The organism is Pedobacter sp. ISL-64, from assembly GCF_018613605.1.
In the GTDB taxonomy this organism is placed as follows: Bacteria; Bacteroidota; Bacteroidia; order Sphingobacteriales; family Sphingobacteriaceae; genus Pedobacter.
The window spans coordinates 407,469-433,188 of the sequence record NZ_JAGGPU010000002.1; the positions used below are offsets into that span (position 1 = coordinate 407,469).

Here is a 25,720-nt window from a genome sequence, read left to right on the forward strand (position 1 = left end):
ATTTCAGGTAAAAAGATCGGATTATTGTTGCAACAAAAACAACAGTATCTGTGTTTATCTGTCAACATCTGTGGTAAAAATCAGCTGTTTATTTTTTAATATGGCATTTGTAAATTCAATTTTTACCTGGTTAATGAAAAAGCGGATCCACCAGATCGAGCTTTTTATGAAATATCCGTACGATGTTCAGGAAGAGTGGTTTCATAACTTGATTGATAGTGCCGAAAATACCGAATGGGGCAAACTTTACGATTATAAATCAATCTTAACTCCACAACAATATCAGGAACGTGTTCCGATCCAAAACTATGATACCTTAAAACCTTATATTGAGCGCATGCTTAATGGAGAACAAAATATTCTCTGGCCATCAGATATCAAGTGGTTTGCAAAATCATCGGGTACCACAAGTGATAGGAGTAAGTTTATTCCTGTTTCTCCAGAATCACTGGAAGAATGCCACTTTAAAGGAGGAAAGGATATGCTCTCTATCTATTGCAATAACCGTCCCGATAACCAGATGTTTACCGGGAAAGGTTTGGTTTTAGGTGGAAGCCATCAGGTTAATCAGTTAAACGAAGATTGTTTTTATGGCGATTTATCTGCCGTGCTGATCAAAAACCTGCCAATCTGGGCCGAATATTACCGTACGCCTGATATGTCTATCGCATTGATGGATAATTACGAAATTAAGATGGATAGAATGGCCGAAGCCACCATCAACGAAAATGTAACCAGTATTTCGGGTGTGCCAACATGGACCATCGTATTGGCCAAAAAGGTGCTCGAACTTACGGGGAAGCAGAATTTGCTGGAAGTTTGGCCAAACCTCGAGTTGTATATCCATGGTGCGGTAAACTTTGCCCCGTATCGCGAACAGTTTAAACAGCTTATTCCATCCAATGAAATGTATTATCTGGAAACTTATAATGCCTCCGAAGGATTTTTCGGGATTCAGGACCAGGATAACTCAGAAGAAATGTTGCTGATGCTGGATTATGGTATCTTTTATGAGTTTGTGGCGATGGAGAATATCTGTGAAGAAAATCCAAAGGCATTGATGCTGGGTGAAGTAGAGCTGCATAAAAATTACGCCATCGTAATTTCTACAAATGGTGGCCTATGGCGTTATATGATCGGCGATACCGTTCAATTTACCTCACTTTCCCCTTACCGCATTAAAATTACCGGACGTACCAAACATTTCATCAATGCCTTTGGCGAAGAAGTGATTATCGACAATGCAGAACAGGCCTTAACCAAAGCTTGCCAGGAAACCGGTGCCGAAATTAAAGATTATACCGCCGGACCAATTTATTTTAAAGATGAAAAAGCAGGCGGACACGAGTGGATTATAGAATTCGACAAACAGCCTAACGATTTTGAAAAGTTTGTAGATATTATGGACAGCACATTACGTGCGGTGAATTCCGACTATGATGCCAAACGTTTTAAGGATATGGCTTTAGCCCGCCCGAAAGTGCATAATGCCCCCGAAAATACTTTCTATAATTGGTTAAAAGCAAAAGATAAACTCGGTGGGCAACATAAAGTACCGCGTTTAGCCAATGAACGAAAATATGTTGATGATATTTTGGAGATGATGAAATCGTCTTAACATATTATTGATTATATTTGTTTTAGTTCACAATGAAAAATATGGAAGCGACATGGAAATTGACAAATGTTCAGCTAGAGCTATTAAAATTATTTCAATATAATTTACCCGATAATCAATTGAATGATATTAAAGAAATGTTAACCAAATATTTCGCAAAATCGGCATCTGATGAAATGGATAAACTCTGGGATGAGAAAAATTGGGATGAAAATACAATTGAATCTTGGAAGAATGAACATCTAAGAAAAAAATAACATTAATGAAAGTTGTACTAGATATTAATGTACTTCTTGTTTCAATTCCTAAAAAATCAAAATATAGGACGATTTTTGATGCTCTAATTAATGGATATTTTCACACGGTAATTAGTAACGACATTCTTTCAGAATACGTTGAAATTTTAGAACAAAAAACAAATTTTCTTGTAGCAAGTAATATCGCTGAGTTGTTGCTAAATCTTAAAAATGTAGAAAAAGTTGACATATATTTTGAGTGGAAACTGATTTTATCTGATTTAGATGATAATAAGTATGTAGATGCCTATGTCTGTAGTAATGCTGATTACATTATAACAAATGACCATCATTTTAAGATATTAAAACAAATAGAATTTCCTAAAGTTATATTCTAACAATCGATGAATTTCTATCAACAATCGAAGAATAGCGCTGCTCAATAATGAAAAACATCCTCATCTTTTTTACGCTTAGGATCATGAGTTATTACTGTTTAACAAAATAGATGAAAAGCTTTAGCTATAAACGTGTGGCCTGGCTATTGTTTTTTGCCTATTTCTTCATGTTAATGGCACAGATTACCTTACGGTATATCCCACTGAATAGTGAAGTGTCTTTTCTGCAGATTAAACAGACTGAAGTTTCAGGGATCAAAGTGTATCTTCCCATATTTTACATCCACGTCTATAGTGCCATATTTGTACTACTGGCTGGTTTTACACAGTTTAATCCTAAAATTTTAGCTAAATATCCTAAAATACATAAATGGTTGGGCTACTTGTATGCAGGCTTCGTATTGTTACTCGCGGCGCCGTCTGGTATTTTTATTGGTTGGTTTGCAAATGGGGGATTAACGGCTAAAACCTCATTTATTATTTTAGGCGTTTTGTGGTTTTGGTTTACCCTAAAGGCGATTCTGCTTATTTTAAAAAGAGAAATAATAGCCCATAAAAAGTTTATGTACCGTAGTTTTGCTTTGGCAACCTCTGCGATAACTTTAAGACTATGGAAAGTTATTTTGGTATATTTATTTCACCCGGCACCAATGGATGTTTATCAGATTATCGCCTGGTTAGGCTGGATACCCAATTTATTAATCGCTGAATGGCTGATCAAAAAGAAATTTATTTGACCTTAACATATATACCGATGAAAAAAATCTTATTATTCGCTCTGATTCCCTTTTTGATGCTATCATGCAGAAATACCAAAAAAATACCAAAGGAAAAAGCAACAGGCATTGCGCAGCAAGAAATTCATAAGGAACTTTATGGTTTTTGGGTTGGCGATTTTTATACAACAGATGAGTTGGAATATGAAGGAGATATGTCTGATGCTGTCAAAAAACTGAATATCAACATAAAAAAAATAACTAAAGATACGGTGATTGCACAAAGCGTGGTTTCTGGCAACAGCCGCCCACTATTGGGTAAAATATCAGAAGATGGTGGTACAATTACCTTCGTTCTGGATGAACCTGGTACTGATAAATACGATGGGAAATTCGAAATTACCCTTGTTGGCGACACCTTAATTGGTAAATGGAACGCTTATAAAAAGGACCTGAAATGGCCAGGAAAAGAATTTAAGTTGTTAAAAAAAGCATTTGAATACAATGCCAGCCGTATGTTGCCAACCGAAATGGAATATGTAGATTGGAGCGATCACAAAATGGTAGAGAGGTTAGATACCCTTGAAGATGGAAGTATAGATTCGTTAGGAGCCAATACTTTTTACAGAAGCGCATCCGAACAGATTTTTAAATTAAATGCTTCAACTACTACGCTTAAAGAAGAAGATGTAAAGAATTTAAGGAAGCTTGATCTGCAGATTATCAAAAACACGATTTTCGCCAGACATGGTTATGCGTTTAAAAAACAAACTTTCAGAAACTTTTTCGATCCTGTAGAATGGTATGTGCCTGTTAAAAACAATGTTGATAACGATTTAACGGCTATCGAGAACAAAAACATTAAACTATTAGATCGCTTTACCAAATATGCCGAAGACAATTATGATGCTTTTGGCCGTTAATTTGTAATATCGTTAACTATGAAATTGAACAGGGAAAAAATTCTGGGTTTCTTTAAAAAATCGCAAAGTAAAGCTTCGGTGATCTTAAGTGATAAGGCCAAAGCCAGCAATACGATTAAAGATGCATTGGGAAAGGCAGTAAGCAATAAAGGTGATCTGGAAGGTGTTTGGTCGAAACTTGTGTTGTTGTTTGCCGTATCTAAAGATTATGTGAACGGCGATTATACCGAAATTCCGAAAAGGTCGATTATTGCTATTTTGGGAGGCTTGGTTTACTTTTTGTCTCCTGTAGATGTGATCCCTGATTTTGTGCCGGTTTTAGGTTTTGTTGATGATATCTATATCTTAAATCTGGTGTATAGGCAAGTGCTTAAAGATCTGGAGAAGTACAAAATATGGAAAGATGCACAGATCAAATTCATTGACGATATAAATGGCTCAACCGCAACATAGTTTTCTTGATTGGATAGGCAAGCATCTTTTTACTTGTCCGTTTAGAGCCCATTTTGGATTCGATTGCCCAGGCTGTGGCTTTCAGCGTTCGGTTTTGGCTTTATTTAGGGGCGATTTAATCGCATCATTTAAGTTTTATCCCGCAACAATTCCACTCATTTTTGTCGTAGTATTTACCATTGTTCACCTTAAGGTCGATTTTAAGTTTGGGGCACAGCTGATCAAAATCGTTTTTGCAAGTGTTGCAGTAATTATTTTAATCAATTACATTTACAAAATATACACTCACCAATTGATCTAAATATAGCTATGTCAGAAGAACAGGAAACCCCTCAAGAAAATAAACCGATTGATCTTTCAAAAGATAAAAACCCAGAACCTGCACCATTTGAACCGTTAGGTAATGGTCCGGTAACCCCACCTCCATTTCAGCAACCGCCGCCATTTGGACAGTTTGGAGGAGGTTTTGGTCAACAAAGTTTACCAAACTCAACAATTGTACTTGTATTAGGAATTCTTTCCATTGCATTTTGCTGTTGTTATGGTATTTTGGGACTGATTCCGGCAATCATTGCATTGGTTTTAAGTAAAAAAGACAAGGCTTTGTACACAGTTAACCCAGCTATTTATAGCTTAAGTTCTTTTAAAAATTTAAATGCGGGAAGAATTTGCGCAATTATAGGTTTGGTTCTTAATATTTTATCATTGCTTTATTATGTTGCCATTATTGTAATATTTGGCATGGGGATGTTAAGTGATCCACATAAAATGCAAGAAATCTTAAAAGGTTTAGAATAAGGGCCATTTTAATTTTACCTTAAAAATATAAATCGAATGGTGCATACCATTCGATTTTCTTATTTTTGTAGCATTGAAATTGTAAATAAAAAACTAAGATAATGTATCCAGAATATTTAGTAGAGCCAATGCGTAAGGAATTAACTAACGTAGGTTTTCAAGAATTAAAAAACGCAGAAGACGTAGATCAAGCGATTAAAGGCGAAGGAACTGTGTTGGTAGTTGTAAATTCGGTTTGCGGTTGCGCAGCAGCAAATGCACGTCCGGCCGCCAGAGCAGCAGCAGCACACGAAAAACACCCTGATAAATTGGTTACTGTTTTTGCAGGAATGGAAAAAGAAGCGGTAGATCAGGCTAGAAATTACATGATGCCCTTCCCTCCATCTTCTCCGGCAATGGCGTTATTTAAAGATGGTAAATTGGTTCACATGATCGAACGTCACCAGATTGAAGGCCGTCCGGCACAAATGATCGCTGATAACCTGATCGGTGCTTTTGAACAATACTGTTAAAAATTGATTACACAGATTGAGAGATTACACCGATAAGAAGGTGATTTAAATGATAACGAGATGGTGAATGGGAACATTCACCATTTTGCGTTTATTGTAATTTTTTGCCACGGAAACACAGAAAGCACAGAATATTCCCCTTCGGTTCGTCATCCTGAGCGTAGTCGAAGGATCGTTTTCATAGGTGAGGGATTATTCATGATGTGTTTAAGATTTAAAAGGCATTCATGCTTGCTACGCAGGTCTTTACTGCGTTCAGAATGACAGAGAAGTCCGAATCTGTGTAATCACCTAAAATCTAAAAATCCTTATTCAGCAATTTCTCCAGCTCCCCAAACGAAACATTCATCCTTACCCTGCCTTGTTTGGCATATGATATTTCTCCGGTTTCTTCTGATATAATTACTGCAACGGCATCGGTCGTTTCAGAAACGCCAATACCCGCACGGTGCCTTAACCCAAACTGTGAAGGTAACTGGTCGTTATCCGTTAAAGGCAAAATACAGCTCGCACTTTTAATTTTGTTTTCAGAGATAACCACGGCCCCATCATGCAGCGGACTGTTTTTCTGAAAGATACTTTCCAGCAAACGTTTCGATATTTTGGCGTCAACAAGTTCACAGCTATTGGCAAAAAACTGCTCATCGTAAAATTTAACAAATACCATTAATGCACCTGTACGCGTTTTTTTCATGCTTTTACAGGCGTCGATAATTGGTTTTATACGGGTTAAATTATTTCTTTCAATTTCTTTTCGGCCAAATAAATAACCCCACCAGGCCTTATTTTTCTGTAAAAAGGCATTTTTTCCGATCAATAAGAGAAAACGCCTAATCTCCGGGTGGAAAATTACAATCAATGCAATAATCCCCACACTCATAAATTTCTCTATGATGGCTGTGAGTAATTTCATATGCAAAGCATCAACAATATGATAGAATATTGCGATGATGAGCATCCCAACCAGTAGATTAACAGCTAAGGTATTGCGGATTAGCGTATATACGTAATAGATTAAAAGTGCTACGAGCACGATGTCTACCACGTCGGTAATGGTGAATTTTACGAAATCAAAATCTAATCCTTTCATTAGTGGCAAGATAGCAAAACGGTTTTCAGTTTACAAGCAAGATAGGTTAACTGTTTAAATTGGTTATTAATGATCGTCACCCTGAACTTGTTTCAGGGTCTTTACCCAAAAATAGATGCTGAAACAAGTTCAGCAGGACGAATCTAAGTGGAGGCGTCATCCTGAATTCATTTCAGGATCTAATAACAAATAATTATCCAATGGTGATTTTCTTATAGCAGCAGCTTAACTCAGCATCCCAACTAACTTCACGCATTCTACTGCTTCCCTAACATCATGTACCCTTAAAATGCCCGCTCCTTTTTGTAGCGCAATGGTATTGAGTACCGAAGTTCCGTTCAGGGCCTCTGCTGCCGAAGTGCCAAGGGTTTTATAGATCATTCCTTTACGCGAGAAACCCACTAAAATGGGGAGTTTGAAAATTTTAAAAGCTTCCATTTGGTTAAGCAGCTCATAATTATGTTCGATTGTTTTTCCAAAGCCAAAACCAGGATCAATAATTACGTCGTGAACATGAAGTGCCTTAAGCGCCGCAACTTTTTTCGCCAGGTAATCAATTACTTCCAATAACACATTGCCGTAAACAGGGTTTTGCTGCATATTTTGAGGAGTACCCTTCATGTGCATCATCATATAAGGTACCTGTAGTTTAGCAACTGTTTCGAACATCTGTTCGTCCATATCTCCAGCGGCAATATCATTAATGATATGCGCACCGGCAGAAATTGTTTCCGCTGCTACTTTCGCCCTGAAAGTATCAATAGAAATAACCGCTTCGGGAAAGGCTTTTACTAAACTTTCTACCACGGGCACCAAACGGTCAACCTCTTCACTGGTAGAAATATCTTTAGCACCTGGTCTTGATGAGTATCCGCCGATATCGATAAATGTAGCACCTTCATTAAGAAACTGGGCTGCTTTTGTTAAAGCTTCATCTATTGATTTTGTGCGGCTATTGCTGTAAAAAGAATCGGGGGTTATATTTAAAATACCCATTACTTTCGGGCGGCTTAAATCGATCAGCTTACCTTTAATGTTTAAGCTTTGTTTGGGCTCAAAAAAGTTTTTTTCTGCCATAATAAACCCTTTCGGGATTTGGGTTTCGCTTTAAAAATGTATCTTTAGCTTTTGTTTTTTCAGGACAAAAATACACTAAAAACTAAATAATTATTGGCTTTGGCACAAACAAATACCTCCACCGAATTTGATGAAGTGATTGCAGTTTGCAGATCATTATTTTTAAAAAAGACTAAAGATTATGGCACTGCATGGCGGATTTTAAGGCCAAGTTCGATAACCGATCAGATTTTTATCAAAGCACAACGCATCCGGACCCTCGAAGAAAAAAAAGTAAACAAAGTGGGAGAGGGTGTGATATCTGAATACATTGGTATTATCAACTATTGTGTAATTGCCATGATGCAGCTCGAATTGACGGAGAGCGATCCTAATGAACTGCCTTATGCCGAAGTTGAAAAACAATTTGAGGAAAAAGTAACGGAAACCAAAGATTTAATGTTTGCCAAAAACCACGATTATGGTGAGGCTTGGCGCGATATGCGCATTAGCTCGTTAACCGATCTGATTTTGATGAAAATTTTTAGGGTAAAACAGATAGAAGACAACGAAGGGCAAACCCTGGCTTCGGAGGGTGTTAATGCAAATTATCAGGATATGTTAAACTATTCGGTTTTTGCACTGATCAAACTCGGCGTTAAATAATAGCGTAATAGCCTTTAAAAAAATAGATACATACAGATGCGAAACATACTTTTAAGATTTTCCAGGATTTTTGTCGGTGCTTTATTCATATTTTCAGGATTGATCAAAGCAAACGATCCACTTGGCTTTGGCTATAAACTACAGGAATATTTTGAAGTTTTTCACATGAATTTCCTGAGTGGAATGGCCACTGGTATTGCTATTTTACTTTGTACTTTAGAAATTGTTCTCGGTGCCTTATTGCTATTGGGCTTCTGGAGTAAAAAGGTAGCCTGGGGTTTATTGCTTCTCATCATCTTTTTTACCCTGCTCACATTTATATCTGCAGCGTTCAAAGTAGTCACCAGTTGTGGCTGTTTTGGCGATGCCATTCCGCTTACCCCATGGCAGTCGTTCAGTAAAGATCTGATCCTTTTAGCGCTGATCATTGTTATTTTCTTAAACAAGAACCTGATCCAGCCTTTATTTAAAAAAGAAACCACTCAAAGAAATATTGCTATTGCAGTAACGATTATATCTTTAGGTTTTGGCTTGTACACTTACAATGTTTTGCCGATTATCGATTTCCTGCCTTATAAAGTTGGTGCGCATCTTCCATCATTAATGGTGATTCCTCCGGGAGAAAAACCAGATGAATTTGAGATCATGTATCACTTAAAAAACAAGAAAACCAATGAAGAGAAAGATATGAGCGATAAAGCCTATCTTAAAACTGAGATCTGGAAGGACAATAACTGGGAAATTATCGGAGAACCCACAAAAAGACTGGTTAAAAAAGGTTTTGAACCCAAAATTAAGGACCTGAACATTACTGATGCTTCGGGTACCGATTATACCAAGGAACTGATCGAAAACCCTTATTATAATTTGATCTTCGTAGCTTACGATCTTCATGCTACAAACGAGGCGGCTATTGGTAAACTAAATGCCCTGGCTTTAAACGCTACACAGCAGTTTAATATCCGCACAGTATTGCTTACTTCCAATTCAGCTCAGGATGCGCAGGCCTTTATCAAAAAGAACAACTTATTTTCAGAGGTTTTTTATGCCGATGCCGTACCTTTAAAAAGTATGATTAGGGCAAATCCTGGCGTTTTATTGATGAAGAACGGAGTGGTAATCAATAAATGGCATTTTCACAACGTACCCACTTTCGACCAACTCAGTCGAAAATATTTCGATAAATAGACATGATCGGATACGCACTAAAAAAACTGATGTATGGACTGCTGGTAATGGGCGGTGTAATATTGGTTGTTTTTGTGCTGTTTAATATTTTACCTGGCGACCCTGCACGGATGACGATGGGGCAAAGGGCTGATGTACAATCGCTCGAAGCCGTTCGTAAAGAATTTGGTTTAGACCGGTCTAAACCTGTTCAGTTTGTTTTATACATTAACGATTTATTGCCAATTAGCATTCTTGATAACGATAGCACCAGTCAACAGAAATATCATTACGCAAAACTGATGGCCTTTGATAAAAAGGCGCTGGTGATAAAATGGCCCTATCTCCGCAGTTCCTACCAGACCAAACGTGATGTAACAGCTATACTTTCGGAAACGGTACCGAATACTTTTATCCTGGCTTTAACGGCGATGATTTTCGCCACCATAATCGGTGTGTTTTTGGGAGTGCTTTCAGCAGTTTATAAAGATTCGTGGATCGATAAATCGGCCAATGCATTTGCCATTCTGGGTATATCAGCGCCCTCTTTTTTTGCGGGGATTATTATTGCCTGGCTTTTCGGCTTTGTGCTGAGCAATTATACAGGCTTAAAAATGAGCGGTAGCTTATACTCTTACGATCCATTTAATGGTGAGGTATTAACCCTAAGAAACCTATGGCTGCCGATGATTACCCTTGGTTTGAGGCCTTTGGCGATTATTGTACAGTTAACCAGAAGTGCCATGCTGGATGTTTTGGCACAGGATTATATCAGGACTGCAAGAGCCAAAGGCTTAAGTAGAAATGCCATAATTTATAAACACGCTTTAAAAAACGCTATGAATCCGGTAATTACGGCCATTTCAGGATGGTTTGCCTCACTGCTGGCGGGTTCTTTTTTTGTAGAGTACATTTTCGGGTATAACGGATTAGGCAGAACAACTGTAACCGCTTTAGAAATGTCTGATTTTCCGGTAGTGATGGGCTCTATTCTTTTTATTGCCTTCGTATTTGTAGTCATCAATATTCTGGTTGATATTTTATATGCTTATGTTGACCCAAGAGTTAAATTAAGTTAGGTTATGCGCGAAGAGGAAATTGTAAATTATACTGAGCTTGCCGATCAACGCATCATCGAAATATTTAAGCTTGCAACAGTCGAAATGCCCGATGCAGAGCGCTTGTTCAGCCACGTACTCAATGCGCAGCATGTATGGGCGCAACGGATTTCGGGCAAGAAACCACTTTATGGTGTTTGGGATATTCATCATAAGGAAAACTTTGAGCGTATTGCTGCTGAAAATTTTAAGTTGATTAGGGCGGTATTGAAAGAGAGTTCTTTAGATAAGAAGATTTTGTACAGCAACACGCAAGGTGTTGAGTACGAAAACCGATTGGATGAAATTTTATTTCATTTATTTAATCATTCTACTTATCATCGCGGACAGGTTGTAACTTTATTGAAAAAAGAAGGTTTTACGCCACCTGTAACCGATTATATTATGTTAAAACGCGACCATCTATTATGAGGTCGAAGCAAAAAGAGAGATACATGAAAATTTTCCTTATCGGATACATGGGCTGCGGTAAAAGTACAAAAGCTAAACAGTTGGCACATCGTTTAGAATGCCCTGTGATTGATCTTGACGCTGAAATTGTTTCAAAAACAGGTAAAAGTATTGCCGAATATTTTGCTGAATATGGCGAAAGTGGCTTTAGGGATTACGAAAGCAAAATGCTTAAAACCTTCGATTATCCAGAAACCTGTGTGGTAGCTACTGGAGGCGGATTGCCATGCTTTTTCGATAACATGGAATGGATGAATGCAAATGGTGAAACCGTTTATCTGCAAATGGAGCCAGCGGCTTTGGTATCACGTTTACATAACCGTCAAAAACGTCCCTTAATTAAAGATCTGGATGATGAACAGCTTTTAGAATTTATCAAAGAGAAACTCGAAGAACGCGATCCTTTTTATACCAAAGCTAAGTTGATTGTGGATGCATTTGATCTGGATGGCGAAAAGTTGGAAGAAGCGATTAAAAATAATCGGTAGATTTTCTTTGCCAATAAAACAATTTGCTTTAGATAAGATTTCCCCTAAACCCTAAACCCTAAACCCTAAACCCTAAACCCTAAACCCTAAACCCTAAACCCATCGTCAATTATCTTAGCCGATAACAACGCAAGGGGAATTCCTCCGCCCGGATGCACACTACCCCCACAGAAATATAAATTTTTAACTTTCGAACTGAAATTGGAATGCCTTAAAAAGGCAGAAAACTGATTGTTGGAACTGTTGCCATACAGCGCGCCTTGATAAGAACCAGTTTTGCTTTCAATGCTTCTGGGGTCTAAAATCTGCTCACATATAATGTCTTTTTCAATATTTCGGTTTAAAATACGGCTGATCTTTTGGGTAATATTTGTCTTGGCTTCTTTAATCAATACATCCCAGTTTTGACCATTATTGGCAGGAACGTTTATCATTACAAACCAGTTTTCGCTGTCTGTAGGTGCATCACCCCTGATATATTTACAGCTGATGTTAATGTATACCGTTGGATCGCTGCTGATGGTTTTATCTTTCCATATGGCATTAAACTCCTTTTGGTAATCCTCAGCGAAAAAGATGTTGTGCAAGCCCATATCGCTGTAATTCCCATCCATGCCCCAGTAAAAAATCAAAGCAGAGCTACTCCGTTCCTGGTTTAATAATTTTTTAGGTTGAGCTATGTTTTTAAGCAGGTTTTTATAAGTAAACCAGACGTCGAGGTTCGAAACAACAACCTTAGCTTTATAGGTTTTATCGTTAACTTTTACGCCCTGTACTTCGGATTTAGGTTTATTAGAATATATAATTTCTTCCACCTTTTGATTGTAATGAAACCTTATTCCCAACTCTTCTGCCAATTTTACCAAGGCAGTAACAATACTATACATCCCATTTTTTGGAAGAAAGGCTCCATAGTGATACTCGAAATGTGGAATTATATTCAATGTGGCCGGTGCCTGATAGGGATCGGAACCATTGTAGGTGGCATAGCGGTTAAAAAGCTGTGCTATTCTATCGTCATTAAAGAACGATCGGTTTGCTTTTGCCTGTGTTCTAAAAGCATCAATCTGGCCAAAACGGAATATAGATTTTAAGGTGTCCCAGTGCAGGTAGCTTTTAATTTTATGCAAACTTCTTTCCAAAAATACACGGTGGGTAACATCGTAAATGGTTTTGCTTTTGTTTAAATAGTGCCCAACCTCTTTTGCAGTTGAAGCTGTTTTCTCTTCTATTTCCTTGGCAAATTCATCGAGATCTGCACTTGCGTTTAACCTTAAGCCATCTTCGTAAAAATAACGGCAAATTTCTTTTAGTTTTAGATATTCAAAATAATCTTCAGGGTTTTTACCTGCCAGTTTGAAGAGTTCATCCACGTACTGGGGCATGGTAAAAAGGCTCGGTCCGGCATCAAACCTGAAACCGTTCATTTTTATTTCTGTCAGCTTACCTCCAGGTTTTGAATTAACTTCAAAAACATCAACCTCATAGCCCTTTAAGGAAAGACGAATTGCCGATGCAATGCCCGCAATTCCGGCACCGATAACTATTGCTTTTGGTTTAGGCATGATGCGAAAATAAGATAAATATTTTACTAACTTGAAGTGATGATTAAGGATGAAATTATCATTTATAAAACAGAAGAGGGTTTGCCTGCGATAGAAGTTGCGTATGGAAATGAGACTGTTTGGCTAACGCAGCACAAATGCAACAACTTTTTAATAAAACTAAGCAGAATATTAGTCTTCACATTAAGAATATATTTGAAGAGAATGAATTAGATAAAATATCAACTGTCAAGAAATCCTTGACAGTTCGAAAAAATGATGGTTAAAGTTGTTATTGATTAACTATAAAAACTAATCTATTTCAATTTTTCTAAGTATACCTTCGTTTGTTTTTCGATCTCGTTGGTGGCAAACTTAATGGCCGAACCAACTCTGGTGGTTTCGGATTTTACAGGCATTTTGTTTACCGTTACCAAAGCATCAGTATACCATTTGGCCCAAACTTCAATAATGTGTTTCTCGTCCGTTGTGGTTTTACCTTTTGCAATTTCTTGTTTGCTCAGTTCAAATTCAGTTTTTAAGCGGGTTAAAGCATCGGTTTTAACTTGCGAAACAGTAGCTATCGCAGTATTTTCATCTGCAGAAATTAAAGTATAGGCAGCAGTTAAACCACTTATCCCTACATTTTTCATTTCGGTTGGCGAAACTTTATCAATCCTGTCGTTATCCGTATGGTAGAAGACATCGGTAAAGTGCCACATCAATAATCCCGGAATTTTATTTTGCAGGAATGGTGTGTGGTCACTACCACCTTCGAATGGGTTGTAGTTAACCGTCCAGTTGGCAAATTTGCCCTGAGCTTTGCAGATATCGAAGATAAAATCATTAAAATAATGCGGGAAAAGATCTTTTTCAGTAACATCGCCAGCACCCCATTCGGTATGTTTATCCGTTCCCCTTGTCCAAATGGCCGATGGATCAGGCATTTTTTCAATCAGGAATGAGCCGCCGGTTTTTTTAGTGTCCTCGCCAACCATATCCAAACTCATTCCCCACATAATACCTTTGGCCCGGGTGGTATCTTCGGTAATATATCTTCTTGTTGATACAATTTCGTCGCCCCATAAAAAAGTGAGGGTACGCTTCGGACTTATCTTTTTTGCCTGATATAATGCTGCTGTTAGCCTTGCCATTTCTGCTAATGTACCAACGCCGCTTGCATTATCGTTTGCACCGGGTTCCTGAACATGCGCACTGAATACAAAACGTTCATTAGGATTTGAACTGCCTCTAACGTTTGCTACTATCGTTAATTCTTCAGAGGGATAAATTTTAGTCTGAATATTTACTTTCAATTTAGTCTCGCCTTTTAAACAGGCCACTTTTAACTTTTCCTTGGCAGCATAAGATAAAAGCAATGTCCATACCTCACTATTGGCTTTCATGCTTCCAAACTGGATAGAAGTTTGGTGTACCTCTGGTTGAGTATACTTTGGCATCGAATAGCCCAACACGCCAATGGCTCCAGCTTTTGTGGCTATTTGAAGCAAACGTGATGGACTGTTCTCAGAAAATAGGATTTTCCCTTTCAGATCCATTTTTTCTATTTCGGTAGGTAATGCGTTGGCAATGTAAACCACATTAGCTGTAACACCTCCTGCAGCTGTTGATCCGCAATTGATTGGAATCATGTTGCGGTTAGTTTTATAAGAGATGAGCGGTTTTGTTTCGCCAACGATATCAATATTGGCATCAACAGGTTCCCAGGTATTATTTTTCATCGCTCTTTTTTCGATGCGATAAGTTAAAGGAGCCTCAAATTCATCCTGCTTCTGTTCAACAAAACCAGCCTTTTTAAGGATACTCTCTACATAATGGATACTGGCATTAAAGCCTGTGTTACCGGGTACGCGGAAGTATTTTTCTACCAAAGCAGTTGTTTCATAAGCGTTTTTTTCTAGGAAACCAGCCCGCGTTAGCGTGAAATATTCATCTGTCGAATTTTGTGCGTAACATCCCAATCCCGCAAAAAGCAGCGCAAAAAGTATCTTCGTTTTCATGATCGTTCGTAAAAGCGAAAGATACTAAGAATATTTAATGTTGTTTAGGCGTACCGCTTGCCAGTTTTGCGTTTCAACCCTTCGTCAACCGATAATGGGCCTGAACCTACTACCCAAAACATGATGAGCAGAAACAATACCAATACCGAAAACCACAATTCCGAATTCGGTGTGGAGAAACCCGGCGTAAGGTTAACAAAAAATACTGCAAACAATAAGATTGGGATCTGAATTACAACGGCAAAGCGGGTAACTAAACCTAATGTAATTAAAACACCCCCAACCAAATGCGCAAATGCAACAACATGAATGGCGATACTGATGAGCATGCCCGAAAAACCAAATACGTTGTTTTGTGTAATCATGTTCTGAAGAACCGAAGTGTCGCTAACAAAAGAAACACCTTTTCCAAAAATGATCAGGCCAAGTACAATCCGAAGATAATCTAGCCATTTTGAGTGATGAACATCTCCCCAATGTTCAATTTTACGGATAACGTTCATAATGAACCTCCATTTTTATGTGAATGATACTTTAAGTTACGGATTTTTATTTGGTTATCAAATAAGGAACTGAAAATCAATAGATCGCAATTGTCGTTATTGTAAACAGAGTGATTTAACCTTTTGATGTAAAATTAACATAAAATTAATTTATACCGTTTTGGTTTTTGGTATGAATTTAGTATTATTGCTTAAATAGATAGGTTTTTTTATCATGAGCAAAGAAATATTAGAGTTTTCTGTACTGGTGGATGAAAAATTTGACCTAAAATTTAATTGGTTAGATGGCTTTTGGGACGCGGCATTTAAATTTTTTGGAAAATAATTTTTAAAATCAGGGTTCCATTGCCGGACAGTTCTTGTCCGAGTAGGATGATTATGGCCAATCTTTTGATTAATTGGTTTTTAAACCCTCTACCTTTCTGTCCTTAACCTTTAACCTCTTTTTTCTATATTTGCAAAATAATGAGTAGAAGAAAACCTGGTACGGTAACTATTGTTCCAAACGTACATATAATCGATATTGCTGAAGAGGGAAAAGGTGTTGGCAAGGCTGACGAATTGGTCATTTTTGTTGACAAAGCCGTTCCTGGTGATGTGGTAGATGTCCGGTTGACCAAAAAGAAAAAGAATTTTGCTGAAGCAATAATAGATCAGCTTCATGAAAAATCAGCATTGCGTACTGATCCTTTCTGCCCTCATTTCGGAACCTGTGGCGGTTGCAAATGGCAGCATATGGGTTACGATGCTCAATTAAAGTTTAAACAGAAAAATGTTGAGGCAGCTTTACAGCGTTTAGGTAAAATAGATACCTCAGGAACTGAACCGATTTTAGGCTCAGAAAAAAACAGATATTACCGAAATAAATTAGAATTTACTTTTTCGAACAAACGTTGGTTGGAAAAAACCGATGTAGAACGCGATGAAGATTTTGACATGAATGCGCTGGGTTTTCACGTACCATTGCGTTTTGATAAAATTTTAGATATCGAGCATTGTTATCTACAGGATGAGCCTTCTAATTCGATCAGAAACGCAGTACGTAAATATGCCTTAGAAAATGACCTGTCGTTTTACGACCTGCGTAACCATGAAGGCGTTTTGCGTAACCTGATTATCCGTACTTCTAGCACAGGAGAGGTGATGGTTGCTGTGGTATTTGCTTATCCGGAACAGACACAAGTTGATGGCTTGATGGGTTTTCTTAAAAATGAATTTCCACAGATTACCTCTTTGCTGTATATCGTTAACCAAAAAAAGAATGACACTATTTTCGATCAGGATGTGGTGGTTTTCTCAGGTCGCGATCATATTTTCGAAGAAATGGATGGCATCCGTTTTAAAATTGGAGTGAAATCTTTTTATCAGACCAATTCTGAACAAGCCTTCGAACTATATAAAATCACCAGAGATTTTGCCAGATTTAAAGGTGATGAACTGGTTTATGATTTATACACTGGTGCTGGAACGATTGCAAATTTTATTGCCAAAAACGTAAAGCAGGTAGTTGGGGTAGAATATGTGCCAACCGCTATTGAAGATGCAAAGTTTAATTCAGCATTAAATGGCATTGATAATACGGTTTTTTATGCCGGAGATATGAAAGATATTCTTACTTCTGAATTTATCCTGGCGCATGGTAAACCAGATGTGGTGATTACCGATCCGCCACGCGCTGGTATGCATGCAGATGTAGTACAGAGATTGCTTGAAATGGAGTCTGAAAAAATTGTCTATGTAAGCTGTAATGCAGCCACACAGGCAAGAGATTTAGAATTATTGAAAGAAAAATACGATGTGGTGCGAATTAAACCTGTAGATATGTTTCCGCACACGCAACACGTAGAAAATGTAGTATTGTTAAGGTTAAAGTAATAAAATGATTGAGTGAGAGAAAGATTGAGCGACAGAATGGGGCAATTTGCCTTCATTCAACTATTCACTCATTCAAAATTCAATTATTGGTTAAGGTATGGATAGAGAAGAATTATTAGGCGCAACGCCCGAAGAGAACGGAACACCACAAAAAAAGCAGGAAAGTCCGCTGATAAGTTTAGAAAAAGATTTAGAATTTTATGCTGATGCGATTAAAGAAGTAGCAATCGAGATTATGGTTGAAGGCATTTCTGCCCACCCAATTTTTATTGCGCATCAACATGAGGTGAACATTGGCGAACTTATCTTAAACAAAGAAGAACTTAATACCGATTGGACGATACAAGCCTCTACTTTGGAAGAGTTTGTAGAAAAAGGAATCATCAGCAAGGAGAAAAAAGAGCCATTCTTAAAAGTATATAAAAAACCGGAAGATTTTATGTGTGTATTCGTAATTGTTCCTGAAGGCGCCAACTTTATTTACTATCCGTATAAAAAAAGGTAGGGGATAGAAAGGTTTAATTCCTCACTACAACCTTTAATGACCTGAATCGGTGTAATCATTCTGTCTGTTAAATCTTTTATAAAAGAAAAGCACCGCTTTGTATCCACAAAGCAGCGCGTTATTATTAACTAAACTAAACTTTTAATTTACGTGGTGTACATCTCCACTTTTTGAGCTTGATGTTTTCTTGAGTGAAGCATTTCCCTTATAACTTACATCGCCACCACCACTTGCACTGGCCTCTAAGCCTTTATTTACATAAAGATTTACATCAGAACCACCAGAAGCCTGCACCTTTGCATAATCTGTAATTAATTCATAAGCGTCGATATCGCTACCTCCACTAGATTGAATGGTCATATTTTCTGCTTTGCCTTTTAAATCGAGATCACTGCCACCGCTTGATTGAATAGATAGATCGTTGCAAACAACCGTTAATTTTAAATCCGATCCTCCTGAAGAGCGAATAGCAAGTTTATCTGTTTTAATTTGGTTTTGTGTAAAAACATCCGATCCGCCCGATGCTGCAATTGCATTTAGGGTTTTAAAACTTACATAAGCTTTAATGGTGCGGTTTTTAAACATTCCGCTCCATTTGATGCCGTCTTTAAATTTTATGGTAACATTGCTGCCGCTCTGCTCAACAACAATATCTTTTAATGTTTCAGAATCAGATTTTATACTCACACTTTCGCTACCGCCCTGAGTAAGGTATAGATCTATCCCACTGCTTACTCCAATGCTATTGAAGTTTTTAACGGTAAAGCTTTTAGTATCCTGCGCCTTAGCCATGTAGCTGGTTATTATGATAAACAAAATGGCGGATGATTTGATAAGGGTTTTCATAGTCGTTTTTTCGTTAAATGATTCTGAAGCGATCATTACGCAGCATTTGGGCAACGATGGCTTCGATTTTGTGTTTTGGTTATAGATTAGACGCATCTCTGATGAAAACGTTGCAAACAATTCAAATTATTTTTCAAATAGTTTGAATTTCATCCTTAAAATCGTTCTTTTTGTATTCAATTCTTTTTATACAATGGCATCGCAATTACTTATTCTCAACAAGAAACAAATTCAGCAGAAAATAGATCGTATCGCTTATCAGATTTTAGAAGATAACCTGAATGAGAAAGAAGTGGTGCTTGCCGGTATTTGGGACCGTGGTTACAAACTAGCGCTACGATTAGAAAAAGTGCTTAAAAAGATTTCGGGCTTTAAACTAACTTTACTGCGTATCGATCTGCAGAAAGAAAGCAGCAAATTGGTAGCTTCGACAGATCTGGATGAAAGCCATTGGAAAAACAAGGTGATCATTATTGTTGATGACGTATTGAACAGCGGTAAAACCCTTGCTTATGGCTTGGGTGTTTTCTTAAATACGCCGCATAAAAAAATACGTACAGTAGTTTTGGTTGATCGAAGTCATAAAATTTTCCCTATTGCCACCGATTTTGTTGGTCTTGAACTGGCTACCATCTTAAAAGAACATGTAGATGTGGTAATGGATGTGGAAGGTGAAGAAGATCGGGTTTATTTGAGCTAGGCTGGATATGAAATGGAAAGATTTGGGATGAAATAAGATATACTTTTAATCGAAGTCAAGCATTCGTGTATTCGTCATTTCGACCGAAGTGGAGAAATCTTTGAACAGGACATCAAAAAATCTATATCCCTTATACAAACGAGGACTATAACGAGTCTATGTACAATACATTTGCAATTAACCTCAATTTTTTGCAATTTCCCGAAATGTATCAGCCTAGAAAAAATAATTTGATCTTCAGCTTTTTCTCCTGGTACATCCAGTTTATCATCAAAAAAGATTTTTCAACTTTTAAGTATAGCGAGGTGGAGATTAAACAAGATGCGGCTATATTGGTTTTGGCCAATCATTTTAGCTGGTGGGATGGTTTTTTCCTCTTTTACATCAACAAAAAAGTATTTAAGAAACAATTTCATGTTTTAGTGAATGCCGAAAACTATACTAAAGTTGGTTTTCTAAAGTATCTCGGTGCTTTTGCGGCCGAAAATAAAGGTAAAGATGTTTTAGAAACGCTTAATTATGCAGGCAATCTGTTAGATAACCCCGCAAATTTGGTACTTGTATTTCCCCAGGGCAAATTATATTCGAACCACCTCAAAAATATCAGTTTCGAAAAAGGAGTGATGCAGATAATCAATGCCAGTCAGAAAAAAATCAACATTATTTTTGCCGCCACCTTAATTGATTATTTTGCGGAAAGAAAGCCTTCAGCTTATACTTACTTACAGCATTGGGAGAACGAAGAATATGTGAGCTTGCAATTGCTGAAAAGTGCCTATAATAAACATTACGATCAATCGGTTGTTAAACAAACTCAGCTAATTGAATGACAATTTTTATTTACGCCGTTTTAATTTTCCTGGTGATCCGGTTTTCGGTTACTGTTTTCAATTTCCTTTCTAACCCTAAGTTGCCGAGAGTGGTTAAACATTATCATGATAAGGTTTCGATCTTAATCCCTGCACGAAATGAAGCAGCGGATATTTTAGAATTGCTCGTTTCGATAAAAAACCAGGATTACACCAATTATGAAGTTATTGTTTTGGATGATAACAGCGATGACAATACTTTCGGTGTTGTCGAAAATTTTTGCCTTACGAACCCGCAATTTAAAGTGGTAAGCGGTAAAGCGTTACCTCAAAACTGGCTTGGGAAAAATTATGCCTGCCACCAGCTTAGCGAACTGGCTACGGGGAAATATCTTTTGTTTATCGACGCAGACGAATCAGTAAAAAGAGGATTGATCAATAGCCTGATCAACCGGATGGAAATCGGAGAGCTGACTTTGTTAAGTGTTTTTACCAACCAAACTATAAAATCGATAGGCGAGTGGTTAACAGTGCCCTTAATGCATTTTATACTGCTAAATTTATTGCCTTTGCGATTGGTTAAACTTTCGAAAAATCCAGCATTTTCAGCAGCAAGCGGACAGTGCATGTTTTTTAATGCCAATAATTACAAAGAAAACCATTGGCATGAGCGGGTTAAACACCAGGTTGTGGAAGATGTGGAGATTATGAAGTTGGTAAAACAAGAAAAATTTAATGCAGAGGCCCTTTTAGCCAACGGGCTGATCTATTGCAGGATGTACAAAAATTTAGGCGAAAGCTTAAACGGTTTTAGTAAAAATTTACTGGCGGGTTTTGGTAATAACATCATAATATTATTATTTTACCAGCTTTTGGTAACTGTAGGGCCAGTAATTTTAATCTTAAACTTTAATATTGCTTTACTTGTATTACCATTAACTTTAATAGTATTAACTAGAATGATGATCTCTTATTTATCGGGACAAAATGTTTTGATAAATCTGATTTTACATCCCTTACAGATGTTATTCTTCTTAATAATTTCATTCATTTCTATAAAAAAACATATTTTTAAAACGAGCACATGGAAGGGCAGAACGATCAAAACGATTTAAAGGTTAAAAGGATTGCAGTTGCAATAATTGTCGTTTTTCATATGGTTGGCTTGCTTGGCTTCTTAATTCCTGTTGCCCAGCCTTATTTTATCAAACTGGTTCCCTTTCATTTGTTGCTGATGTTTGCCGTAATTGTTTTTTCGTACAATGCCGATGTGAAACGTTTATTGTTACTGGTTTCGGGTGTATTTCTCTGTGGCTTTTTAGTCGAGGTACTAGGCGTGCATACCGGAAAGATATTTGGCAGCTATTATTACGGCGATACATTGGGCTACAAAGTTGCTGCGGTTCCATTACTAATGGGTGTAAATTGGGTAATCCTTATTTTCAGTGTTGGGCAAATGATGAAAAGTATGAAAATCAGGCATAGTATTCTGGCTTCTGTTCTCGGCGCTTTTATACTGGTAGGTTTCGATTTCTTTTTGGAACCTGTGGCTATGAAATTTAACTACTGGCAGTGGGACTGGCATGAAATCCCTGTTCAGAATTATGTAGCATGGTTTATTGTTTCGGTTATATTGTTAAAGTTTTACTATGCTTTGGGCTTAAAGCAACAGAAATATATTGGTACTGTAATGTTCGTTTCACAGCTAATCTTTTTTGTTGTCTTATACATGACAGCCGGAACAAATATTTTTGCTTAATTTTGTATCGCAATGGGTTACAACTTACAGGTCAACATCGATAAATCATCAGGCTTTTGCTTTGGCGTAGTATATGCCATAGAAATGGCCGAAGATATTCTGGATAATGAAGGTTATTTATATTGCCTTGGCGACATTGTGCATAATGATGAAGAAGTAGAGCGTTTAACAAATCGCGGATTAAAAATCATCGATCATGAAGTATTAAAAAACTTAAGGGACGAAAAGGTTTTAATCAGGGCTCATGGTGAGGCGCCATCAACCTATCAACTGGCTTTAGAAAATAACCTGACTTTAATAGATGCTTCATGTCCTGTTGTGCTGAAATTACAGAATAGGATTAAAAATTCACATGATGACGATGAGCAAGTACTTATTTTTGGTAAGCACGGGCACGCCGAGGTAATCGGATTACAAGGTCAAACAGATGGTAAGGCAATTGTTTTTCAGGATCTGGCCGAACTGGATAATGTAGAATTGCCTGCTAAATTTACCCTATATAGCCAAACCACCAAAAGCACCGATAAATTCTATCACATTAAAGACGAGTTATTGAGCCGTGGTTATGAAGTTAAGGCTAACGATACCATTTGCAGGCAAGTATCTAACCGTTACGAAGAGCTGGAAGATTTTGTAAGTCATTATGATAAAATCGTTTTCGTATCAGGCAAGAAATCTTCTAACGGAAAAGTGCTGTACGATGTTTGTAAAAAACACAACGATAATTCTTATTTCATTTCGAATGTTGAAGAGTTAGATCAAACCTGGTTTAACCAAAACGATAAAGTTGGCATCTGCGGTGCTACGTCTACACCAATGTGGCTGATGGAAAAGGTTAAAGCCGCTTTGGAAAAATATTAACTGCAAAATCTATCAATTAATATTTGTTATTTAAATGAAAGCATTATTAATTATAGATATGCAAGTTGGCAGTTTTAAGCCTTATACTTTGCGTTACGATACTTTAGGAGTAATTGAGAGAATAAATAAACTATCAGATTATTTCAGGGCCAATAATGATAAAGTAATGTTTATCCAACATGATGGTACAAAAGAAAACATCTTTTTGCCAAATGCTGCTGATTGGGAGCTCTTGCCAGAATTGATCACCAGCCCTGCTGATTATATAGTCTCAAAATCAGCTAACGATGCATTTTACAACACAGATTTACATCATATCCTAACCAAAAATAACATTACGGAGTTGTTTATAACGGGCTGTGCTACCGATTTTTGTATCGATGCAACTGTGAAATCGGCTGTTAGTAAAGATTATAAACTAACTGTAGTTGAAGATGCGCATACCACAGCAAACAGGCCTCATTTAAATGCTCCAAAAGTAATTGAACATTACAATTGGATCTGGAGTGAAATGACGCCAACAAACTTTAAAATTCAAGTTGCAAAAACTAAGGATCTGCTTACTTTGTTTAGTTAAAAACAAAGATTATTGGCTTAACAAACTATAAATTGAAAACTATAAATCCACATACCGGAATTCTGGTTGCGTTAACCGTAATTGTCTGTTGGTTTGTTTCTCTTTATTTCTTGCTTACATGGAATTTTGCCTGGAGCAATCCCTTGGTTTATCTGATGATTGTTGTTCAGATGCATTTGTACACAGGTTTGTTTATTACCGCCCACGATGCGATGCACAGAACGATATCGCCAAACCAAAAAACAAATAATTTTATTGGCTATCTTTCCGTTTTTCTCTACGCAGGTTTTTTTTATAACCGTTTGTATGCGAAACATCACCAGCACCACCGTCATGTACACACTGAAGAAGATCCTGATTTTGCGCCGCATGGCTTTTGGAAATGGTATTTCCGTTTCATGCTAAATTATGTCACGATAATTCAATTGGTAATTATGGCCATAGCTTATAATGTGTTGAAAATCTGGATTGATGAAAAGAACCTGCTGTTGTTTTGGGTACTGCCATCCTTATTAAGCACTTTTCAGTTATTTTATTTCGGAACCTATTTGCCGCATAAGGGGGAGCACGATAATGAATATCATTCTTCTACCTTACAGAAAAATCATTTTGTTGCCTTTATTACCTGTTACTTTTTTGGCTATCATTTAGAACATCACCAAAAACCAGGCATGCCTTGGTGGCAACTGCATAAAATGAAGCGATAGTCGAGGTCGTTGTGTCAGATGTTACCATGTGACACAAAATCAAATCTTTTCTGATTCCGAATGAATATCCGCGATGTTGGATGTTACCATCCGACACTAACTAATTTCCAAATAATATTTTACTTGTTCGAATTGCCAGATAGTAACATCAAACAGCCTGCTGATGAATTTACAGGCTATTGCTCGATAGCTTGTGGAAGTATGAAATAACACTTTTTGACTAAAAAATGTTTGCAATCACATTTTAAGCATAGGGAAAAAACAATAAAAAGGCGATATTTGCGCCACGAAACATATTCTTTATAAATGAGCAAAAAGGGGATTTTACTGGTAAATTTAGGAACACCTGATAGTCCGGCAACGGCAGATGTTAAAAAATACTTAGATCAATTTTTAATGGACGAGCGGGTAATCGATATCCCTAAATTAAACAGGACATTATTGGTTAAAGGTATTATTGTTCCTTTCCGTAGCCCTAAAACAGCAAAATTGTATAAAGAAATCTGGAACGAAAATGGTTCCCCGCTATTGTATTACAGTCGGTTACAGGCTAAAATGCTGCAGGAAAGATTGGGAGACGACTATCAGGTAGAGTTGGCCATGCGCTACCAAAGCCCATCTGTTGCATCGGCGTTAGCCAATTTAAAAGCAGGTTTGGTAGAGAGTATTCAGGTTATCCCGATGTTTCCTCAATATGCCTCTGCGAGCACAGGGTCGGTAATGCAACTGGTAATGGAGCTGGTGAGCAAATGGCCAACGGTTCCGCCAATATCATTTGTTAATTCATTCCATGATAACGAATTGATGATTAAAGTTTTTGCAGAAAATGCTAAAAAACATCATGTAGAAAGCTACGATCATGTGTTGTTCAGCTTCCATGGCTTACCTGAACGTCAATTGTTAAAATGCGATCATACTGGAAGTTACTGTTTGAAAAGCGCCGATTGCTGTCAGACATTAAACGATACCAATAAATTCTGTTATTCTGCACAAGGACATGATACGGCCAGATTAATTGCCAAAGAATTAAATCTCTCAAAAGATCAATATACCGTTTGTTTCCAATCGCGCTTAGGGAAAGAACCATGGGTACAACCCTATACTACCGATGTGTTGAAGAAATTAGCTGGCGAAGGCAAAAAACGTCTTTTGGTTTTTAGCCCTGCTTTTGTGGCCGATTGTCTAGAAACGCTTTACGAAATCACGGTAGAATATCACGAAGAGTTTAAGGCTTTGGGTGGTGAACATGTTCAGTTGGTAGAAAGTTTAAACGATAGTCCGGTGTTTATCGAGGCTTTGGCCGGAATGGTTAAATAGTTTAAAT

The 25,720-nt window shown here is 37.4% G+C and carries 31 protein-coding genes; 25 read left to right on the plus strand and 6 right to left on the minus strand.

All coding sequences use genetic code 11. The annotated features are described in order from the left end of the window. Positions 1 to 100 precede the first annotated feature (100 nt). From J7E57_RS04320 to J7E57_RS04360, 9 genes are all read left to right on the plus strand, one after another. Positions 101 to 1,618, plus strand: coding sequence for a GH3 auxin-responsive promoter family protein (locus J7E57_RS04320; RefSeq protein WP_215125362.1), 1,518 nt, complete (start codon positions 101 to 103; stop codon positions 1,616 to 1,618). Positions 1,619 to 1,650: 32 nt separating this feature from the next. Further along, positions 1,651 to 1,875, plus strand: coding sequence for a hypothetical protein (locus J7E57_RS04325; RefSeq protein ID WP_215125363.1), 225 nt, complete (start codon positions 1,651 to 1,653; stop codon positions 1,873 to 1,875). 5 nt (positions 1,876 to 1,880) lie between these two features. Continuing rightward, on the plus strand, positions 1,881 to 2,252 hold the full coding sequence (locus J7E57_RS04330; protein WP_215125364.1) for a putative toxin-antitoxin system toxin component, PIN family: 372 nt from the start codon (positions 1,881 to 1,883) through the stop codon (positions 2,250 to 2,252). A 110-nt stretch (positions 2,253 to 2,362) separates the two neighbouring features. After that, positions 2,363 to 2,989 carry a DUF2306 domain-containing protein gene (locus J7E57_RS04335; protein ID WP_251029794.1) on the plus strand — a complete coding sequence of 209 codons (627 nt, stop codon included), beginning with the start codon at positions 2,363 to 2,365 and terminating at the stop codon, positions 2,987 to 2,989. A 17-nt stretch (positions 2,990 to 3,006) separates the two neighbouring features. Continuing rightward, positions 3,007 to 3,891: a YARHG domain-containing protein gene (locus J7E57_RS04340; RefSeq protein ID WP_215125365.1), complete on the plus strand. Its 885-nt coding sequence runs from the start codon at positions 3,007 to 3,009 to the stop codon at positions 3,889 to 3,891. An 18-nt stretch (positions 3,892 to 3,909) separates the two neighbouring features. After that, positions 3,910 to 4,344 carry a YkvA family protein gene (locus J7E57_RS04345; RefSeq protein ID WP_215125366.1) on the plus strand — a complete coding sequence of 145 codons (435 nt, stop codon included), beginning with the start codon at positions 3,910 to 3,912 and terminating at the stop codon, positions 4,342 to 4,344. Then, the gene (locus J7E57_RS04350; RefSeq protein ID WP_215125367.1) at positions 4,325 to 4,645 is read left to right on the plus strand and encodes a DUF2752 domain-containing protein; all 321 of its coding nucleotides are present in this window, start codon (positions 4,325 to 4,327) and stop codon (positions 4,643 to 4,645) included. The genes J7E57_RS04345 and J7E57_RS04350 overlap by 20 nt, the downstream gene beginning before the upstream one ends. Before the next feature lie 8 nt (positions 4,646 to 4,653). Further along, positions 4,654 to 5,142, plus strand: coding sequence for a CCC motif membrane protein (locus J7E57_RS04355; RefSeq protein ID WP_215125368.1), 489 nt, complete (start codon positions 4,654 to 4,656; stop codon positions 5,140 to 5,142). Between the two features lie 101 nt (positions 5,143 to 5,243). Next, complete coding sequence (locus J7E57_RS04360; RefSeq protein ID WP_029275606.1) at positions 5,244 to 5,654, plus strand: BrxA/BrxB family bacilliredoxin; 411 nt, start codon at positions 5,244 to 5,246, stop codon at positions 5,652 to 5,654. 298 nt (positions 5,655 to 5,952) lie between these two features. Here J7E57_RS04360 and cdaA read toward each other — a convergent pair whose 3' ends face one another. Beyond that, positions 5,953 to 6,744 (minus strand): diadenylate cyclase CdaA, encoded by a 792-nt coding sequence (gene cdaA, locus J7E57_RS04365; protein WP_029275607.1) that lies wholly within the window; start codon positions 6,742 to 6,744, stop codon positions 5,953 to 5,955. 225 nt (positions 6,745 to 6,969) lie between these two features. Further along, positions 6,970 to 7,821 (minus strand): dihydropteroate synthase, encoded by an 852-nt coding sequence (gene folP, locus J7E57_RS04370; RefSeq protein ID WP_215125369.1) that lies wholly within the window; start codon positions 7,819 to 7,821, stop codon positions 6,970 to 6,972. 99 nt (positions 7,822 to 7,920) lie between these two features. On the opposite strand from folP, the gene J7E57_RS04375 reads away from it, so the two are divergent. Genes J7E57_RS04375 through J7E57_RS04395 form a run of 5 tightly spaced genes read left to right on the plus strand, consistent with a single transcriptional unit; the run spans position 7,921 to position 11,689 of the window. Next, on the plus strand, positions 7,921 to 8,466 hold the full coding sequence (locus J7E57_RS04375; protein WP_215125370.1) for a DUF1599 domain-containing protein: 546 nt from the start codon (positions 7,921 to 7,923) through the stop codon (positions 8,464 to 8,466). Positions 8,467 to 8,502: 36 nt separating this feature from the next. Continuing rightward, complete coding sequence (locus J7E57_RS04380) at positions 8,503 to 9,654, plus strand: BT_3928 family protein (RefSeq protein WP_215125371.1); 1,152 nt, start codon at positions 8,503 to 8,505, stop codon at positions 9,652 to 9,654. 2 nt (positions 9,655 to 9,656) lie between these two features. Beyond that, positions 9,657 to 10,712, plus strand: coding sequence for an ABC transporter permease (locus J7E57_RS04385; RefSeq protein WP_215125372.1), 1,056 nt, complete (start codon positions 9,657 to 9,659; stop codon positions 10,710 to 10,712). Between the two features lie 3 nt (positions 10,713 to 10,715). After that, positions 10,716 to 11,162, plus strand: a complete 447-nt coding sequence (locus J7E57_RS04390; RefSeq protein ID WP_215125373.1) for a DinB family protein — start codon at positions 10,716 to 10,718, stop codon at positions 11,160 to 11,162. Positions 11,163 to 11,185: 23 nt separating this feature from the next. Further along, positions 11,186 to 11,689, plus strand: a complete 504-nt coding sequence (locus J7E57_RS04395) for a shikimate kinase (protein ID WP_215125374.1) — start codon at positions 11,186 to 11,188, stop codon at positions 11,687 to 11,689. 86 nt (positions 11,690 to 11,775) lie between these two features. Here the strand turns inward: J7E57_RS04395 and crtD are convergent, their stop codons facing one another. The 3 genes from crtD to J7E57_RS04410 all read right to left on the minus strand — a co-directional run bounded on the left by crtD (position 11,776) and on the right by J7E57_RS04410 (position 15,757). Further along, the gene (gene crtD / locus J7E57_RS04400; RefSeq protein WP_215125375.1) at positions 11,776 to 13,254 is read right to left on the minus strand and encodes a 1-hydroxycarotenoid 3,4-desaturase CrtD; all 1,479 of its coding nucleotides are present in this window, start codon (positions 13,252 to 13,254) and stop codon (positions 11,776 to 11,778) included. Between the two features lie 296 nt (positions 13,255 to 13,550). Beyond that, positions 13,551 to 15,254 (minus strand): M28 family peptidase, encoded by a 1,704-nt coding sequence (locus J7E57_RS04405; protein ID WP_215125376.1) that lies wholly within the window; start codon positions 15,252 to 15,254, stop codon positions 13,551 to 13,553. A gap of 44 nt (positions 15,255 to 15,298) precedes the next feature. Continuing rightward, a complete protein-coding gene (locus tag J7E57_RS04410) occupies positions 15,299 to 15,757 on the minus strand; it encodes a DoxX family protein (protein WP_215125377.1) in 459 nt (152 codons plus the stop codon). A gap of 214 nt (positions 15,758 to 15,971) precedes the next feature. Between J7E57_RS04410 and J7E57_RS04415 the strand changes: the two genes are divergently transcribed. The 3 genes from J7E57_RS04415 (at position 15,972) to J7E57_RS04425 (ending at position 18,137) form a co-directional block, all read left to right on the plus strand. Next, positions 15,972 to 16,082 carry a phenylalanyl-tRNA synthetase subunit alpha gene (locus J7E57_RS04415; protein ID WP_215125378.1) on the plus strand — a complete coding sequence of 37 codons (111 nt, stop codon included), beginning with the start codon at positions 15,972 to 15,974 and terminating at the stop codon, positions 16,080 to 16,082. Positions 16,083 to 16,222: 140 nt separating this feature from the next. Continuing rightward, positions 16,223 to 17,632 carry a 23S rRNA (uracil(1939)-C(5))-methyltransferase RlmD gene (gene rlmD / locus J7E57_RS04420; RefSeq protein ID WP_215125379.1) on the plus strand — a complete coding sequence of 470 codons (1,410 nt, stop codon included), beginning with the start codon at positions 16,223 to 16,225 and terminating at the stop codon, positions 17,630 to 17,632. Between the two features lie 97 nt (positions 17,633 to 17,729). Next, complete coding sequence (locus J7E57_RS04425; RefSeq protein WP_215125380.1) at positions 17,730 to 18,137, plus strand: hypothetical protein; 408 nt, start codon at positions 17,730 to 17,732, stop codon at positions 18,135 to 18,137. A gap of 141 nt (positions 18,138 to 18,278) precedes the next feature. Here the strand turns inward: J7E57_RS04425 and J7E57_RS04430 are convergent, their stop codons facing one another. Next, on the minus strand, positions 18,279 to 18,983 hold the full coding sequence (locus J7E57_RS04430; protein WP_215125381.1) for a head GIN domain-containing protein: 705 nt from the start codon (positions 18,981 to 18,983) through the stop codon (positions 18,279 to 18,281). 193 nt (positions 18,984 to 19,176) lie between these two features. On the opposite strand from J7E57_RS04430, the gene J7E57_RS04435 reads away from it, so the two are divergent. The 8 genes from J7E57_RS04435 (at position 19,177) to hemH (ending at position 25,713) form a co-directional block, all read left to right on the plus strand. Further along, positions 19,177 to 19,683: a phosphoribosyltransferase family protein gene (locus J7E57_RS04435; RefSeq protein ID WP_029275623.1), complete on the plus strand. Its 507-nt coding sequence runs from the start codon at positions 19,177 to 19,179 to the stop codon at positions 19,681 to 19,683. Positions 19,684 to 19,841: 158 nt separating this feature from the next. Continuing rightward, the gene (locus tag J7E57_RS04440) at positions 19,842 to 20,513 is read left to right on the plus strand and encodes a 1-acyl-sn-glycerol-3-phosphate acyltransferase (RefSeq protein WP_251029795.1); all 672 of its coding nucleotides are present in this window, start codon (positions 19,842 to 19,844) and stop codon (positions 20,511 to 20,513) included. Beyond that, the gene (locus tag J7E57_RS04445) at positions 20,510 to 21,607 is read left to right on the plus strand and encodes a glycosyltransferase (RefSeq protein WP_215125382.1); all 1,098 of its coding nucleotides are present in this window, start codon (positions 20,510 to 20,512) and stop codon (positions 21,605 to 21,607) included. Before J7E57_RS04440 ends, J7E57_RS04445 begins: the two co-directional genes overlap by 4 nt. Next, on the plus strand, positions 21,577 to 22,251 hold the full coding sequence (locus J7E57_RS04450) for a carotenoid biosynthesis protein (RefSeq protein ID WP_215125383.1): 675 nt from the start codon (positions 21,577 to 21,579) through the stop codon (positions 22,249 to 22,251). The genes J7E57_RS04445 and J7E57_RS04450 overlap by 31 nt, the downstream gene beginning before the upstream one ends. Before the next feature lie 12 nt (positions 22,252 to 22,263). Continuing rightward, positions 22,264 to 23,112 carry a 4-hydroxy-3-methylbut-2-enyl diphosphate reductase gene (locus J7E57_RS04455; RefSeq protein ID WP_215125384.1) on the plus strand — a complete coding sequence of 283 codons (849 nt, stop codon included), beginning with the start codon at positions 22,264 to 22,266 and terminating at the stop codon, positions 23,110 to 23,112. A 34-nt stretch (positions 23,113 to 23,146) separates the two neighbouring features. Beyond that, a complete protein-coding gene (locus J7E57_RS04460) occupies positions 23,147 to 23,689 on the plus strand; it encodes a cysteine hydrolase family protein (protein ID WP_215125385.1) in 543 nt (180 codons plus the stop codon). Between the two features lie 32 nt (positions 23,690 to 23,721). Continuing rightward, on the plus strand, positions 23,722 to 24,396 hold the full coding sequence (locus J7E57_RS04465; RefSeq protein ID WP_215125386.1) for a fatty acid desaturase: 675 nt from the start codon (positions 23,722 to 23,724) through the stop codon (positions 24,394 to 24,396). Between the two features lie 306 nt (positions 24,397 to 24,702). After that, positions 24,703 to 25,713, plus strand: coding sequence for a ferrochelatase (gene hemH, locus J7E57_RS04470; protein ID WP_215125387.1), 1,011 nt, complete (start codon positions 24,703 to 24,705; stop codon positions 25,711 to 25,713). Positions 25,714 to 25,720: the final 7 nt, after the last annotated feature.

Bases quoted from the DNA above. Each gene is read 5' to 3' on its own strand.
- J7E57_RS04320 (WP_215125362.1), top strand. From the start codon at position 101: ATGGCATTTGTAAATTCAATTTTTACCTGGTTAATGAAAAAGCGGATC.
- J7E57_RS04325 (WP_215125363.1), top strand. From the start codon at position 1,651: ATGAAAAATATGGAAGCGACATGGAAATTGACAAATGTTCAGCTAGAG.
- J7E57_RS04330 (WP_215125364.1), top strand. From the start codon at position 1,881: ATGAAAGTTGTACTAGATATTAATGTACTTCTTGTTTCAATTCCTAAA.
- J7E57_RS04335 (WP_251029794.1), top strand. From the start codon at position 2,363: ATGAAAAGCTTTAGCTATAAACGTGTGGCCTGGCTATTGTTTTTTGCC.
- J7E57_RS04340 (WP_215125365.1), top strand. From the start codon at position 3,007: ATGAAAAAAATCTTATTATTCGCTCTGATTCCCTTTTTGATGCTATCA.
- J7E57_RS04345 (WP_215125366.1), top strand. From the start codon at position 3,910: ATGAAATTGAACAGGGAAAAAATTCTGGGTTTCTTTAAAAAATCGCAA.
- J7E57_RS04350 (WP_215125367.1), top strand. From the start codon at position 4,325: ATGGCTCAACCGCAACATAGTTTTCTTGATTGGATAGGCAAGCATCTT.
- J7E57_RS04355 (WP_215125368.1), top strand. From the start codon at position 4,654: ATGTCAGAAGAACAGGAAACCCCTCAAGAAAATAAACCGATTGATCTT.
- J7E57_RS04360 (WP_029275606.1), top strand. From the start codon at position 5,244: ATGTATCCAGAATATTTAGTAGAGCCAATGCGTAAGGAATTAACTAAC.
- cdaA (WP_029275607.1), bottom strand. From the start codon at position 6,744: ATGAAAGGATTAGATTTTGATTTCGTAAAATTCACCATTACCGACGTG.
- folP (WP_215125369.1), bottom strand. From the start codon at position 7,821: ATGGCAGAAAAAAACTTTTTTGAGCCCAAACAAAGCTTAAACATTAAA.
- J7E57_RS04380 (WP_215125371.1), top strand. From the start codon at position 8,503: ATGCGAAACATACTTTTAAGATTTTCCAGGATTTTTGTCGGTGCTTTA.
- J7E57_RS04385 (WP_215125372.1), top strand. From the start codon at position 9,657: ATGATCGGATACGCACTAAAAAAACTGATGTATGGACTGCTGGTAATG.
- J7E57_RS04390 (WP_215125373.1), top strand. From the start codon at position 10,716: ATGCGCGAAGAGGAAATTGTAAATTATACTGAGCTTGCCGATCAACGC.
- J7E57_RS04395 (WP_215125374.1), top strand. From the start codon at position 11,186: ATGAAAATTTTCCTTATCGGATACATGGGCTGCGGTAAAAGTACAAAA.
- crtD (WP_215125375.1), bottom strand. From the start codon at position 13,254: ATGCCTAAACCAAAAGCAATAGTTATCGGTGCCGGAATTGCGGGCATT.
- J7E57_RS04405 (WP_215125376.1), bottom strand. From the start codon at position 15,254: ATGAAAACGAAGATACTTTTTGCGCTGCTTTTTGCGGGATTGGGATGT.
- J7E57_RS04410 (WP_215125377.1), bottom strand. From the start codon at position 15,757: ATGAACGTTATCCGTAAAATTGAACATTGGGGAGATGTTCATCACTCA.
- J7E57_RS04415 (WP_215125378.1), top strand. From the start codon at position 15,972: ATGAGCAAAGAAATATTAGAGTTTTCTGTACTGGTGGATGAAAAATTT.
- rlmD (WP_215125379.1), top strand. From the start codon at position 16,223: ATGAGTAGAAGAAAACCTGGTACGGTAACTATTGTTCCAAACGTACAT.
- J7E57_RS04425 (WP_215125380.1), top strand. From the start codon at position 17,730: ATGGATAGAGAAGAATTATTAGGCGCAACGCCCGAAGAGAACGGAACA.
- J7E57_RS04430 (WP_215125381.1), bottom strand. From the start codon at position 18,983: ATGAAAACCCTTATCAAATCATCCGCCATTTTGTTTATCATAATAACC.
- J7E57_RS04435 (WP_029275623.1), top strand. From the start codon at position 19,177: ATGGCATCGCAATTACTTATTCTCAACAAGAAACAAATTCAGCAGAAA.
- J7E57_RS04440 (WP_251029795.1), top strand. From the start codon at position 19,842: ATGTACAATACATTTGCAATTAACCTCAATTTTTTGCAATTTCCCGAA.
- J7E57_RS04445 (WP_215125382.1), top strand. From the start codon at position 20,510: ATGACAATTTTTATTTACGCCGTTTTAATTTTCCTGGTGATCCGGTTT.
- J7E57_RS04450 (WP_215125383.1), top strand. From the start codon at position 21,577: ATGGAAGGGCAGAACGATCAAAACGATTTAAAGGTTAAAAGGATTGCA.
- J7E57_RS04455 (WP_215125384.1), top strand. From the start codon at position 22,264: ATGGGTTACAACTTACAGGTCAACATCGATAAATCATCAGGCTTTTGC.
- J7E57_RS04460 (WP_215125385.1), top strand. From the start codon at position 23,147: ATGAAAGCATTATTAATTATAGATATGCAAGTTGGCAGTTTTAAGCCT.
- hemH (WP_215125387.1), top strand. From the start codon at position 24,703: ATGAGCAAAAAGGGGATTTTACTGGTAAATTTAGGAACACCTGATAGT.